Origin of the sequence: Clostridium thermosuccinogenes, from assembly GCF_002896855.1 — a bacterium.
In the GTDB taxonomy this organism is placed as follows: Bacteria; Bacillota; Clostridia; order Acetivibrionales; family DSM-5807; genus Pseudoclostridium; species Pseudoclostridium thermosuccinogenes.
Genome location: NZ_CP021850.1, coordinates 3485948 through 3500488 on the forward strand (window position 1 = coordinate 3485948; position 14541 = coordinate 3500488).

At 38.0% G+C, this 14541-nt stretch carries 9 protein-coding genes and 3 pseudogenes; 7 read left to right on the top strand and 5 right to left on the bottom strand.

Going from position 1 to position 14541, the window contains the following annotated elements; translation table 11 throughout:
• Window positions 1-10 precede the first annotated feature (10 nt).
• The 7 genes and pseudogenes from CDO33_RS15395 to tnpC form a co-directional block, all read left to right on the top strand.
• A pseudogene (locus CDO33_RS15395) lies at window positions 11-937 on the top strand (IS256 family transposase); the annotation flags it as partial.
• A gap of 171 nt (window positions 938-1108) precedes the next feature.
• Window positions 1109-1501, top strand: coding sequence for a transposase (locus CDO33_RS15400; protein WP_151898661.1), 393 nt, complete (start codon window positions 1109-1111; stop codon window positions 1499-1501).
• A gap of 8 nt (window positions 1502-1509) precedes the next feature.
• A complete protein-coding gene (locus CDO33_RS15405; protein ID WP_338053270.1) occupies window positions 1510-2274 on the top strand; it encodes an IS3 family transposase in 765 nt (254 codons plus the stop codon).
• 99 nt (window positions 2275-2373) lie between these two features.
• Window positions 2374-2501 (top strand): annotated as a pseudogene (locus CDO33_RS21355) (transposase); the annotation flags it as partial.
• 546 nt (window positions 2502-3047) lie between these two features.
• Window positions 3048-3395 carry an IS66 family insertion sequence element accessory protein TnpA gene (gene tnpA, locus CDO33_RS15415; RefSeq protein ID WP_103083352.1) on the top strand — a complete coding sequence of 116 codons (348 nt, stop codon included), beginning with the start codon at window positions 3048-3050 and terminating at the stop codon, window positions 3393-3395.
• Window positions 3389-3745 carry an IS66 family insertion sequence element accessory protein TnpB gene (tnpB, locus tag CDO33_RS15420; protein WP_103083353.1) on the top strand — a complete coding sequence of 119 codons (357 nt, stop codon included), beginning with the start codon at window positions 3389-3391 and terminating at the stop codon, window positions 3743-3745. The genes tnpA and tnpB overlap by 7 nt, the downstream gene beginning before the upstream one ends.
• Before the next feature lie 76 nt (window positions 3746-3821).
• Window positions 3822-5405 (top strand): IS66 family transposase, encoded by a 1584-nt coding sequence (tnpC, locus tag CDO33_RS15425; protein WP_103083333.1) that lies wholly within the window; start codon window positions 3822-3824, stop codon window positions 5403-5405.
• 37 nt (window positions 5406-5442) lie between these two features.
• Here the strand turns inward: tnpC and CDO33_RS15430 are convergent.
• The 5 genes and pseudogenes from CDO33_RS15430 to CDO33_RS15450 form a co-directional block, all read right to left on the bottom strand.
• A pseudogene (locus tag CDO33_RS15430) lies at window positions 5443-6585 on the bottom strand (IS256 family transposase); the annotation flags it as partial.
• A gap of 97 nt (window positions 6586-6682) precedes the next feature.
• Window positions 6683-7408, bottom strand: coding sequence for an IS21-like element helper ATPase IstB (istB, locus tag CDO33_RS15435; RefSeq protein ID WP_103083303.1), 726 nt, complete (start codon window positions 7406-7408; stop codon window positions 6683-6685).
• Window positions 7401-8906, bottom strand: a complete 1506-nt coding sequence (gene istA, locus CDO33_RS15440; protein ID WP_103083304.1) for an IS21 family transposase — start codon at window positions 8904-8906, stop codon at window positions 7401-7403. The genes istB and istA overlap by 8 nt, the downstream gene beginning before the upstream one ends.
• 578 nt (window positions 8907-9484) lie before the next feature.
• The gene (locus CDO33_RS15445) at window positions 9485-10972 is read right to left on the bottom strand and encodes a hypothetical protein (protein WP_103083265.1); all 1488 of its coding nucleotides are present in this window, start codon (window positions 10970-10972) and stop codon (window positions 9485-9487) included.
• Window positions 10973-12889: 1917 nt separating this feature from the next.
• Window positions 12890-14128 carry a transposase gene (locus CDO33_RS15450; protein WP_103083335.1) on the bottom strand — a complete coding sequence of 413 codons (1239 nt, stop codon included), beginning with the start codon at window positions 14126-14128 and terminating at the stop codon, window positions 12890-12892.
• Window positions 14129-14541: the final 413 nt, after the last annotated feature.

The following is a 14541-nucleotide window of genomic DNA, read 5'->3' on the forward strand; positions in this document are numbered from 1 at the left end:
TGCCAGATTTTTGGGCATCCCAGTTGGAGACGAGGGTGCAGGCATAAAGTCTGCACAAGACATCCAGGATGCTTTGAAAGACCTTTTGGGTAGTACAATCCAGAGTATGCTAGAAGCTGAGATGGACGAGCATCTTGGGTATAAACCATATGAACGCACAGATAGTACAAATTCCAGGAATGGTACAAAACCCAAGACTATACGTAGTTCATATGGCTAAACGGAAATCGATGTTCCTCAAGATCTAGAAAGTACATTTGAACCTAAAATCGTTAAGAAGCGTCAAAAGGACATTTCCAATATAGATGCCATGTATGCCAAGGGGCTTACAACACGGCAAATATCCGATCAGATTAAAGAAATATATGAATTTGAAGTTAGTGAAGACATGGTTTCAGATATCACAAGCAAACTTTTACCTGAGATAGAAGAATGGCAGCAAAGACCCCTATCCAGCATATATCCGATAATATTTATTGACGCAGTTCATTTTTCAGTAAGAGATAACAACGTCATCAAAAAACTTGCTGCTTACATTATACTTGGCATTAATCAAGATGGACAAAAGGAAGTCTTAAGCATTAACATAGGTCAAAATGAGAGCAGCAAATACTGGCTTAGTGTACTTAATGAGCTAAAAAATCGCGAAGTAAAAGACATACTAATTCTATGCGCTGATGGGCTTAGTGGCATCAAAGAATCCATAGCGGTAGCTTTCCCTAATACTGAATATCAACGCTGTATAGTTCATCAGGTCAGAAACACCCTGAAATACGTTGCGGACAAGGACAAAAAGGAGTTTGCAGCTGATTTGAAGACAATCTACCACGCGCCTACTGAGGAAACCGGATATGAGCGTATGTTAAAAATAACAGATAAATGGCAGGATCGTTATCCAAATGCTATGAAAAGTTGGGAGGCAAGCTGGGATGTCATATGATATGAACCCAAAATGTTAGACAAAATAATATGGAGAATGGAGGAAATGAGGATGAAGTATACATCAGAATTAAAGAAAGAGGCTGTCCGATTAGTCTTATAAGAAAATAATACTGTCATAGCTGTAGCGAATGTGCTGCAAATAAGTGATTCTTCTATAACATTTTGGGTGAGATTAGTTAATGAACATGGATACGAAATTTTAAATAAAAAGCCATCCAGGAATTATAGTGGTGATTTCAAAGTTAATGCGGTAGAATATATGCATAAACACCATTTGTCATTATGTGAGGCAGCTCCTGTCTTTGGTATCCCTACAACTAGTATTCTTGGTAAATGGGAAAAAATATATTATGAGAAAGGACCGCAGGGCTTAAGGGAATGGAAGCCTTGCAGGAAACCCAAAATGAATAAAGACCGCATTAATAATCCTCAAAATATCGAACCTACGTTAGAAAAAAATCTTATCGCTGAAGTAAAGCAGCTGCGTATGGAGAATGAATTCCTAAAAAAACTCAATGCCTTAGTTCTGGAACGCATAAAGCGAGAAAGTGCGAAATAATTAATGTCATCAGTGAACTAAGGCAGAGTTACGATTTGATGGCGTTATTGAAGTTGGCTGGGATAGCAAGAAGTACATACTATTATTATCAAAAACGTATGAAGCAGCCGAGTAAATATGAAAGTATTAGAGCAGAAATAAAGCGCATTTATGCCGAAAATCAGAGAAGATATGGATATCGCAGAATCTGCATCGAGTTAAAGAATAGGGGTATCCAAATAAATCATAAAACGGTATTACGCTTGATGAAGGAGCTTGGTTTGCGTGCTATAAAAAATAAGAAAAAGTATAAATCATATAAAGGAGAAGTTGGACATATAGCTCCTAATATAATTAACCGGGACTTTAATGCGAGTTCTCCAAATCAAAAATGGGCAACTGACATAACAGAATTCAGAATACCTGCTGGTAAACTATATCTTTCACCAACAATAGATTTATATAATGGAGAAATAGTCAGTTATAGTATTTCAAGAAATCCGAATTTTAAGCAAACTATGGAAATGCTCGATAAAGCATTTATCAAAATTCCAAAAAATACAAATCTGATTTTGCACTCGGATCAAGGATGGCAATACCAACAGGTTCGTTATCAAGAACGATTGAGGGAAAAGGGAATTACACAAAGCATGTCAAGGGAAGGAAATTGTTTGGATAATGCTGTGATGGAAAATTTCTTCAGTTTATTAAAGAATGAAGTTTTTTATGGGAATGAGAGCAAGTTTTCCACATTGAGCGACTTAAAGATTGTGTTGGAGGAACACATAGATTAATATAACAATAGAAGAATTAAAAACCGGCTTAAAGTTGTCGCCGGTACAATATAGACTTAAAATGGGAGCATAATTAAAGTCTAACATTTAGGGCTCATATCAATATGTCCAATCTTTAAGTTTTCGTCAGATGTGCGCAAAGTAATATACACACAACCAATTCCATAGAAAGTCCTAATAGTACTTACCGCCGTTTAAACCGTCAAAGAAGCGTATTTCCGAGTGATAGGTAGTGTCCTAAGTTTTGTGTAAACTCAAGGATAATATATTTTTTGGTGTTGGGATGCCAGATTTTTTGGTATCCCAGTTGTTTTAACTCTATCATTCGCTTATATTTTAGTCAATACATATTTGTGATTTCTGATTAGATTACGGAATCCTGAAAAGGCTTTTATGCCGCGAAAGCCTCTTGATAATGAGTAAAGCGGCATGTTAGGCTATCAGCCAGGCATCTTCCATGCTGCAGAGGAGTACTCCCTTGTTCAGAATGGGTGGTGCCTGCAGATGCCTTGTAACATGCCAGCAAAGGCTCATTGTCAAGAGGATCGTGGAATAAATGCCCGTAGCTTTATATGTCTTTTTCTGATATCCGCCCGTCAAAATAAATCATAAGCTGATCAAGAATGGTACCCCAACCTTGGTAAGCGCTTAATATAAGTGCGCATAGAAGTTTATCCGTCCATATGAGATAATCCATCCAAAAGTCTTTAGACTTTTTCGAGTTTTTCGACTCTGACTAAAAAGTCTAGAATCTCTAAGGAGGCTATCTCAATATGGATAAAATCACAAATGCCAAAACTGAATTCCGACTCAAGCAGTGGAGCAAGATTATCCAAGCCTGCCAAACCAGTGGAATGACAGTTGTCAGTTGGTGCAGCCAGAACAATGTAAAAATTAAATCGTACTACTACTGGCTGCGAAGAATCCGCACCTTGGCGTGTGAGACCGGATCACTTGTACCTCAGAAACCGGAACAAGAAATTGTCCCAGTACCATTTCACCAGACAAAGGTATCTGCAGCAGTCACAATCCACTTGCCTTCTTTTTGTGTTGATATACATGACGGAACTTCCAGAGAAACCATCGAGGCAGTTCTGTCGGCATTGAAAAGCATATGTTAGGCGATATTACAAGGGCAGAAGATATCTACATTGTCTGCGGGTACTCAGACATGAGAAAGTCAATTGATGGATTAGCGGCTATTATCAAAGAGACATTTGGCATGGATCCCTTTTCTCCGAGCCTGTTCCTCTTCTGTGGGAGACGTCGTGATCGTCTCAAAGCTCTCTTCTGGGAAGGAGACGGTTTTGTACTGCTATATAAGCGTCTTGAGAATGGGAACTTTAAATGGCCCCGTACACCGGAGCAAGCAAGACGGCTTACCCAGCAGGAATTCCGGTGGCTGATGGAGGGTCTGACGATAGATCAACCCAAAGCAATACGAAAAGCAAGAACAGGCGAAATCTACTGATAAAAAAGTGCGTAAAAGTATTGATTTTACAGCATTTAAGCTGGATTTTTCAGGTGAAATATGGTACAATTATCTTATGCAAAAGATAAATTTTACAGGGCTTACGCCAGAACAAATTGAATATGTTTCCACTCTGGAAAAAATAGTGGAAAACCAGCAAATCCGTATCAACCAGCTTACAGAGCTTCTTATCAAATCCCAAAAAGCTCTATACGGCCAATCCAGCGAAAAGCGTCGTTATGTTTTAGGAGAAGACAACGATCAAATCTCACTTTTCAACGAAGCAGAGGTCGAAGCGAACAACAAAGCAGAAGAACCTACCGTACAGACAATTGTGGCTGCCCATACCAGAAAACCTAAAAGAACAAAGGAAGAACTGGCACAGACAGTTCCTGTAGTGGAGGTTGTTTGTGACCTTGACGAGGACAAGCGCTCTTGCGGTATTTGCCAGGCTGACCTTAGATATCTGGGCAAGGAGCATGTCAGGGATGAACTTGAGATTATCCCTGCCCAAGTAAGAGTATTGAGATACATTCGTTTTAATTATGTGTGTACCGTCTGCGAGAAGGAAACCGGAGATGCCAACATTGTCAAAGCGCCGGTTCCAGCCCCGGTCATGAAACGCAGCCTTGCTTCTGCCTCAACAGTTGCTTATGTTATGTATCAGAAATATGCCAACGGAATGCCTTTATACCGGCAGGAGAAAGACTGGGCAAATCAGGGGGTGACACTTTCCAGAGCCACCCTGGCAAACTGGATCATACGTCCAAGCCATGAATGGCTTGAACCAATGTACAATGCCATTCATAAGCACTTGATTTCCGAACCCCTGATTCATGCAGACGAAACTGTACTGCAGGTATTAAAAGAACCGGGACGGAAAGCAACGACAGAATCGCGGATGTGGGTCTACACTTCCGGGCGAAGTCCAACCCCGGCTGTTTTATTTGAATACCAACCGACACGATCCGGCCAGCATGCCCGAAGATTTCTTGAGGGTTTTTCGGGTTACCTTCAGACAGATGGCTATAGTGGCTACAATGCAGTGCCTGATGTTATACATTGTGGATGTTGGGCTCATTTACAACGCAAATTCGAAGAAGCAATTCCCCAGGGGGCTGACACTAAGACTTCCAAGGCGGCTATCGGATATGATTATTGTAACCGTCTGTTTGCCATGGACAAGAAATGGGAGGAACTATCCGCTGAAAGGCGGTATGAAGAACGACTTAAAAATATGAAACCCCTTCTTGATGAGTTCTGGGAATGGGTGCAACAACTAAATCCGCTGCCAAACTCCAATCTGGGGAAAGCGATCACATATGCATTGAATCAAAAGGAATCATTGAATCGTTTCCTGTTGGATGGACGAATCGAGCTTTCCAACAATCGAGCCGAAAATGCCATTCGTCCGTATGTCACAGGCAGGAAGAACTGGCTGTTTGCCGACACAACTCGCGGAGCCAAGGCCAGTGCTATTGTCTACAGCATGATAGAAACTGCCAAAGCAAATCAACTTAATCCATATATGTATTTGGTGCATCTACTGACAAATTTACCAAGCTTAAAGGAATTGACGCATGAATCTCTGACACCTTATCTACCGTGGTCACCTGAACTACCCTCCTGGTGCCGTAATGATTCATACAAGGCACCCTAAAATTAAGCGCTTACCAACCTTGAATCCGTCCGGATCATTTTTTTGTAATATCCCGTACAGCCAGATAGAGGGCCTTAATAAGAGCATCATCAGAAGGATATGCTGATTTTGTCTTTGTAACCTTGCGAAGCTGTCGATTGAAGTTTTCAATCGCGTTGGTAGTATAAATGATTTTCCGTATTTCCCGAGGATACTTGAAAAAGACACTAAGCTCTTCCCAGTTATTCCTCCAGGATCGAACAGCATTAGGGTATTTGCTTCCCCATTTCGATTCAAATGCGTCTAACTCCTGTAGTGCCAAGGCTTCAGTAGCAGCCTTGTATATCGGCTTTAGATCAGCTGTGAATGATCTTAAATCCTTGTAAGAGATAAATTTGGTTGAGTTCCTTATCTGGTGAACTATACACCTTTGTATTTCAGTCATAGGAAAAACGGCCCTAATGACTTCAGAAAAACCATTTAAACCGTCAACAGAGGTGATAAGGATATCTCTGACACCCCTGTTCTTAATTTCGTTCATTATGGAAAGCCAGAATTTACTACTTTCTGCTTCTCCAATCCACATCCCGAGGATATCCTTCTGGCTTTCCAAATCTATCCCGATAGCTATATATACAGCCTTCTTTACAACAATCCCGTCTTTGCGAACGGAATAATGGATTGCATCCATAAACACTATAGGGTATACGCTCTTAAGCATACGACTTTGCCATTCTTTGATTTCAGGTAAAATTTTATCTGTTATTCTTGATATTAGTGTTGGTGAAACTTCGATGCCATATAGTTCTTGGAGATGGGTCTCAATGTCTCTGTTGCTCATCCCTTTTGCGTACATAGAGATAATCTGACCTTCAATACCCTTGATTTCAGTTTGGTTTTTCTTTACTATTTGCGGTTCAAATTCACCATTACGATCTCGTGGTATATCAAGCTCGATTTCACCGTATTCAGAACGTACAGTCTTTTTGCTGTATCCATTTCGTGAATTATCAGTTTCTTTATTTTGGACATCATACTTTTCATAATCTAATTCTTCATCCAGTTCGCTATTTAGCATCCTCTGAATGGTGCTTCCCATAAGGTCTTTCAGCATGTTTTTGATGTCATCTGTGTCTTTGATGTTATACTCCTTGATAAGCTGATCCAGGAGTTCATCTGAAAAATAATCTTCTTGCTTCAATGGAAAAATTGTGTTTTGTCAACTAGAAATGCATCAAAATGACAAGAAAAATGCAGCACCCAAGCAATCCAATTTTGTTAATATAAGGTATGAATTTTTATCGTACTTTCATCAAGGAGTTCTCTAAACGATTACTTGAACCTTCAAATACAATTAAGTGGCTGTGATGAATAATTCTATCAATGATTGCGCTTGTTAGCTTTTCATCGTAGAAAATACTGTTCCATTTACTGAATTCTAAATTAGTAGTAATAATTAGACTTTTGCGTTCGTAACAGTCTGATATAACCTGAAATAAAAGTTGCGCTCCCTCTTTTTCAAATGGAATGAAACCCCATTCATCGCAAATAATCAAATCTGCCTTATTCAATTGCTTCATAAAACGTTTAAGGCTTCCTTCAGCTTTGGCATCCAATAGTTGATTAACAAGTGAAGATGTGCGGAAAAACCTTACCCTTTTCCCACGGTTACAGGCTTCCACACCCATTGCCGTAGCCAGGTGAGTTTTCCCAAGCCCAACAGATCCATAGAGAATCAGGTTTTCCTTTTTGTCAACGAAAGAAGCTGTTTTAATAGCTTCTACATCGATAGTATTGGGTATACTCATCTTTTCAAACCGAAAGTCTCCAAAGGTTTTCAAGACATCAAATTGCGCTTGCTTCAGCAGGGCATTTTTACGATTGAGTTCTCTGGCCTCTATTTCCATAGCCAAAAGCTTAGCAAGAAATTCCTCATGGGTCTCGGCCTCAATCTGCGAATAATTCTTGGCAATTCTTGAGCCAAGTTTTAGAGTGTTACAGTAGGCAGCAATTAGTTCATGCATGAGGAAGCCCCCTCTCAAGCAGGTCGTCGTAGATTGAGTTATTCACCTCATATGACAGACAAGGGATTTCATCTTTCACAACAATATCAGGTATGGGAGCATTTGCGAAGACCATACTGTAATAACGGGCCCATATACTATCCAAGTCTTGTATACCTTTTTGAACACAGTAGTTAAAAGCATCCACTGCTGTTTCAAGCTCACTGTTAGCAACCATCTTCTTCAGCATTCTTAGGGTAGCTTTCTTTTGCTCGTAATCACAGCCAGAAAGGTACTCCTGCAATGTTTGGGGCAACTGCTGAAAAAAGCCGGTATATTTTATGGCATTTGGTCTGTTACTCATCAGTACCAGATAGGGTTCCCATTTCATAGATTCTTTTTGTTTTCCATATAATCGGTTATGCCATTGAACAACCTGATACTGATCATCAAGAATCCAGACATTGAAAGCATTGGCTTTCACAAAAAGCTCCCTTTGAGCATGCTCAGGACTGGCAGAGTATTTTCTGTTTTCAAAGTTCACTTTCCCGTATTTATCGGACTTCACTTTCTCAAGACGGTAGATCTCATACTCAGCTTTTGGCAAAGGTTTCATTGCTTTCTTATCCTGTTCAAACAGAGTTTTAATGAGGATATCTTTTAAGTAGTGCTTACGATGCATATCTTCATCACATTCGATCAGCAGGTTCTTATTAAATTCTTGAAGGTCTTTGAATTCCGGCACCGGAACCAGCATATTTCTTCTTGAATAGCCTACCTTGTTTTCCACATGCCCTTTTTCATGCCCACTGTCGGGATTGCAGAAATTACTCTCAAAACCATAATGCAGTCGAAATCTGTTGAATGCGTCTGTAACTTCCCTCTCACCGTTAGTCAATATCTTCTTTACAACAGCCTTATCGTTATCAAACCATATACAGGTGGGAACTCGTCCCATGTGATTGAATATATTTTGCATACCCTGGAGCAGGCATTCAATGTTGGTTCCCTTATAGGCCTGTATGTAACCGCCATTGCTGTATGGGAAAGACATGGCCACATAGCAGCCTTCATATCGAATCCCGTTTTCCACAAATTCTGCCATTCCAAAGTCTAACTGCGCCTCCCCGGCAGGATGATAAAGCGGGATATAGCTTTCATTGCTTCCATATAGTTTTCGTTTCTTTTCTGCTACATATCTGGCAACAGTTCGATATGATACAGTAAATTCATCTTTGTATAACTTACTAAGCCGATTATATATTCTTTTGGCTGTATGTCTCTGTTTCCTTGGTGCCTTTAAATCGGCTTCCAGCCATTCATCAATAGTTTTTGCAAATGAGTCAAGTACACTTTTGCTGTTCTTTTTTCTGGTTAATGGTTTTGACCAATCATCCTTATCCACATATTTCTGGACAGTTCTGAAGTTAAAACCGGTTATTCTTGAAATTTCTCGTAAGGATAAGCCTTTCTTATCCGATAAATCTTTGATATACTTAATATCAGCCATTGTTAGCATCCTTTCCGTACCCCCTTAGCATTGACAACTAAAGGGTACTATTTTTAATTGGGTGCTGGCAATGTTTTTTTTCTTCTATCAAAATCATGAATAGCTAAATATGCCTGCCGTTGACGATAGAAATCAACCGCAGTGAAAGTTGTATTAATATTTACTGTAAAATATTCTCAAATTTGTTTGGCAAGCTGCTGCACTTTTACGTGGCAACTTGCTGTACTTTTATTTTACAATACACAGAAAAATCGAAAAGATTACTATTGCCTATCCTGCTTCCGATTGATATCTATCGCTCTTTCCTACAATTACTATGATGAGTATTATATACCTTAAACCTTTCTGACCTATATAATCTTCATCAATATAATACTTTGACATATGAATTAGTCTTTATCTCTTCTGAAAGAAGCTTTTTCATAGCTTACCATATAGGGGTAGCAATGTTATATTTTTATCTAGCTATAGCTATAACTTTTTAAAAACTACCTGCATAGCAGGTGATACTCATAATACAAAAATGTTTCCAATCGTGTATTATCGAATAACTACACGATTGGAAACACGTTACTGATAATAGATATCTAGTTAGTAAAGCTAATTTCTAGTGGCATAGTGCTTTGACCACTTATGACAACATAGTAGACTACTTGTTGACCTTTGGGAACTGAATTGATAAATGTAACTTCAGGGTTACTTTTATTTAATCTAGCTTTAACTGGCGTAGATATACCAGTACCAGAAACTGTTACAAACATGTTACCACCAGTAGAAGTATTAGGATTTTCTGCAAGATTGGTATTAACTTTTGGGTTACATTTAATTATTCCTTTTACAGTACCTGAACTGCTTATATTACTAAATATAATTTTATATACTACTCCATAGTTCTGAGCGTTATCTTTTGATACACCGCTACTATCTGTTATTGTTATTTTTTCACCAGGATTTATATACGGTGCATCATAGCCTCCTATTGCTATATTATAAGGTGTACTAGGAGTTATTGTTGTTGTTCCTGTATTCCAAGTATAAAGCATTGCACCTGCTCCAGAACCACGTAGACTGTCTCCTGTTCCTGTTGCACTAACAGCTTTAGATACATTACCAAGGGTATAATCCTCTTTACCAGAATTCATTATATATGTATCACAATATAAGCTTACTCCTGTAGGAATAGAAATATCTATCACACCATTAAAAGTGTTATATACTGGGCTGCTTGGGTAGGTTGTGTGATAAGGCACTGTATATAAGCAAATCCATTTTGCAGAATTGCTTGGTATAGTTACTGTTGAAGTAAAACCTGAGTCATCAGCTTTTTTCACCATTATCATCCAGTCGGCCCATACTTCAGCCATTGCCATTGAACTCTCTGGCCAAGCTTTATAACTTCTTCGGTTTAGTGTAACTGTTACAGGCGAACTTGATGTGTTATAAAGAAGAACGCCGAACCTCATGTTTTTACCATACAAGTTTTGATGTTCCCAATATATGTTTGCATTACCTTGTATAAGGCTTCGTTGTAAAAAGTAACCGTTTTCTCCCAACTCATTAGCTGCATCTAGCTGTTCTGGAGAGTTTGATATACAGTATGTGTTTAAAGTGGAATTATTGCTCTTAGTATCTTGTTTTGTAAAGGAAACAGCTTCAAGTACTTTTACATTTAATGTATAACTTATGGAAGTACTTGAAGAAACTTCAACATAGTATTTCGTGTTAACTGAATCAGACGTTCTATAGAATATCATCCTGCTTAGTGAATACCACCCACCCGATTTTGTTGAAACTTCAGTATTTGTAGACTTGTTTTTTAATTTTAGAACACAACCATTTCCTGCTGAGACACCACTTAAAGACAATATTACCATTTTATTTGCAGGGATATTCATGTCAATATCATGAGTAGTTACACTACCACTAGATACACTACCTTGTACTGTGCCTTCTCCTAATGTTAGAGAAATTGAATTACCTACTGCTGCATGAGCTATCCCTGGTGGTATTAATTGAAGGAGCAGTGTTAATGATGTTAAAACAGAAAATACCTTAAGCTTATTTTTCAGCTTCATAATAGATACCTCCTATTAAACAATAGATTTATAGATTATTGCTAAACTCCTGAAACATTGAGATTTCAGGCATTTAACCGTTATTTAAGTAGGGATTATTTCCTGTTTTACCGAGATGTATTTATCCCACTAATACCACAATAGAGCAAATCAAGAAAGCATAACACAATGTTTGAGTAATTATCTGCTCTCGATGACTTACCGAAAGTAGCCTATCAACTACATTTTGATCTTTTGAAAGCCCATCTTAAAATCTAGAATTTGTTGCCTCCTCCATACGTTTTCAACTATTACATTTGTTTCGGTTTTGATTACAATTACTCTCTTTTTAACTACATATGCGCATTGCTCATTTAAAAGCTTTTCTCAATCCCCACTGATGCCCTATGCTGCTAATTCTAAATGTCTTCCAAGAACTTAAGACCCTCCGTAGTTTGGCAACAAGGTCTTTGACAAAACCATTCTCTCAAGGTTAAATCAAACTTTATAAATGATATAGAAAATTCTTTTCATGCTATGGTCAATTTAGCTGAACCAATCTTTCAAAAATATGATAAAGAAGATCTATTGCCTTAATTATTGATACTAAAAGATTTAAGTCTATGGCAGAAAGAATAACCCTAAATTCTCCAATGCCATCGTGAAACTTCTAGAACTACTATAACTCTGGAGCATTGATTATTCCTAAACCTACATTTGCAAAGCTGCCAAAGCTCAAACGCTCAAACTTACAGAGTCAAATTCTGAGGCCAAGCTTCAGTATATAAATGAGCATTTCACCTATACCCTGAAATGAGCTATTATATAAAACGGTACAGGCATTATCCGTCATATATAATTCTGGGATTCATTCATTGAGGATAAAATATACTCCTTTGATCACGAAGAAGATAAATAAAACTCTGACACTAAAATCTTCAAGTCTGCCTTAGATAATTTTTTCAAACGATACCCATTCTCGAAACTACTTAAAGATATTCATTGGTGATTCTGGTTACGATTCCAATATAACTAAAGGCATACCTATACAAACGTAAACTTATCTCATTGATTTCTTTGAGTCCAAGAAATTCAGGCCATACTCGTTCTCTGTCTGATGATGTTGATGGACCTCTGGTTTGTCTGTCGACTCAACCTTACCTTTGAAATTTGACTGTAAATAAAGTGCTAAAACCGCTTTTCCAGGCCCAAATACATGTGTCTAAATGCAGTGGAACTTTCAAAGAGTATATCAGCTCCTGTAAACATCCTTGCACTGACAGCAAATAAGGTTATGTACTATAAATAGCCTCGATGATATCTATTCCCATACCTCAAGATATTCAGAATAGAAGGAAGAAATCTCAGGTGGTAGGTAATTGCTGAAAAGATAATCTCAAGACTTAAGCTGCCTCTCAGAATGGGTAACTCCTACACCTGAAAACCCAAACTACTAAGACTGGTCTCTATATGAGTGATATCGCCAATCAGGTTATTGTCTATGTGGCTTACTAAGCTAGTTTGCACGACAAGTCAAAAGCGTCAAATCCATAACAGAATAATTCAAAAAACTTTAGGTCCTGAGGTTCTTGAATTATCCTGCTCACAATAATAAACTTGGTACTGCAGACTTTTTCGTATGCTCTTTTTCTCTTTTCCTGTAATATCTTTTTCATTTGTCAATGAGCAAATTACTTTTCTTTCCAGTATAATAGATCCCAATGCGCATACTGATGTAAGATTACAGAATCCTGTAAAAAAGTTCGAGCTTAGTAACTTTCTAATATTAGATTTTAGAATAAAAACTAAATTTATCTGCTTTTCTTATTAGCATTAGCTATCTCTAAAAACACGAAATATTATTACAGCTTAATAATATCAAGCTAAATTACATACAGTACTTACGCAAAACAAAATGATCCTTGAAAAATAAAGATTTCACGCACTTAATTTGTCCCAAATGGTTGTTGCGAGAGGATTTGAGACAGTATTTACCTCTTTACCTGTCCGGTCTTTGGATGTTACATTAATAATGTACACAATACCGTTGACTTTAACCTGGACAATGTCCTGCAGGAAGCTGATGGTTTCACCCATGGTATTCAAATTATTCTGTATCTGCAAAATCTGCACGAATACAGAAGTTATGAACACCAAGGAGAAGTGACCCTCAAGTTTTCTAATAGACCGGACTTGAACTTTTTCAAAGTTCAGAAACTGCTTGATGTCTCTGAAGAATACTTCAATGTCCCAACGGCAAAGGTATTTCTTGAGGATGTCTTGAGCAGCTACACCGGGCAAGTCAGTAATGATAAATCTGGTGTTTTGGATAGATGCGTTATAGCCGTTTTTGACTATTGCCATCATGGTGTTACCCACACCAGGTAAGATTACCGATAAAGCCTTGATGTAGAAGCCTGTACCGGGGTAGTACCTGTACTGTTTCTTGCTAAACAGCAGGCTTATGGTCTTAACGTTAAAGTTAACCCTGTTGTTGTACAGCACTTTGCGGTTATTCTTTATCATGCAGACATAGTGGTAACCGCACTCTGAGAGCTTTTGCAGGAGCTCTTTACAGGAATACCAGGTGTCGAATGTGACGTATTCGGCAGCCAAACCAAATTTGTGGGCGAAGGATATCATACGTATGGCTAGTTCAACCTTGGTATGATATTCTTCACACTTTTCTTCCGGTTTCCATATCCGAAACGCCACGGGGATTTTAATCCAACCATTAGACCATAGAAGGACTACAATGTGCATTCCCCAGACATACCGATTATTTGTGTGATCGTATACATAAGATGTCGGGAAAATGCTCTTGCCGAAAGGCTTCCTGATAATCACATCATCGATGATCAAATATCCAAGACCAGCCGTTTGTGACTGTATTGCCTGGATGAACAGGATCATGATATTTGTGTTATTAATAGAAAGCAACGGCAGCAGCCTTGTTATGGCATCATGGGATACCCAGTACAGCTTCTGCGCAATATATGTTGCTGTAGGATTATTAAACAGGATTATACCCATACATGCTGCAACGAAGACCAGTGTATACTTCTCAGGGAACAAAAACTTATCCAAATTGAACTTTCTCACCAGTTCAGTAATAATATCGTGAATGCCGTGCTTGGCAACGGTTATGTCGGAAATGCAATTTTTGGTAGACCTCATGGAACCCCTGCCAAAAGAATAGCATAATTCGAAAACTGGTGAATAGCTGTAATATATGGAAACCTCAATGCAACAACCTTTTAAGCTATATTCTGTTTTCAAAGTGCTGATATGACTTGTTTATGTTACTTTTGCGTAAGTACTATTACATATATTAATTGAGGAGCTTGTACACCTAATATCAATGTTATTTTTATGCCATTGTTATAAAGTTTTTTATAATTAAGTGACCACCTAAACCCATAATAAAAATGATAATTAATCAAAATAAATAAGTAAATTTTACAGATTAACTATATTCATACAGCATATACAATAGAATGAATTAACCTCTAAATTTGGATTCACTGTTAACTAATGTAAGTATATAATATTACATATTCTTTTAGAAATCAATATAATTTGATGTTCTA

What these genes read in the sequence shown, in the direction of transcription:
- tnpA (WP_103083352.1), top strand. Translation starts at nt 3,048, where the DNA reads ATGGATAAAATCACAAATGCCAAAACTGAATTCCGACTCAAGCAGTGG.
- tnpB (WP_103083353.1), top strand. Translation starts at nt 3,389, where the DNA reads ATGTTAGGCGATATTACAAGGGCAGAAGATATCTACATTGTCTGCGGG.
- tnpC (WP_103083333.1), top strand. Translation starts at nt 3,822, where the DNA reads ATGCAAAAGATAAATTTTACAGGGCTTACGCCAGAACAAATTGAATAT.
- istB (WP_103083303.1), bottom strand. Translation starts at nt 7,408, where the DNA reads ATGCATGAACTAATTGCTGCCTACTGTAACACTCTAAAACTTGGCTCA.
- istA (WP_103083304.1), bottom strand. Translation starts at nt 8,906, where the DNA reads ATGCTAACAATGGCTGATATTAAGTATATCAAAGATTTATCGGATAAG.
- CDO33_RS15445 (WP_103083265.1), bottom strand. Translation starts at nt 10,972, where the DNA reads ATGAAGCTGAAAAATAAGCTTAAGGTATTTTCTGTTTTAACATCATTA.
- CDO33_RS15450 (WP_103083335.1), bottom strand. Translation starts at nt 14,128, where the DNA reads ATGAGGTCTACCAAAAATTGCATTTCCGACATAACCGTTGCCAAGCAC.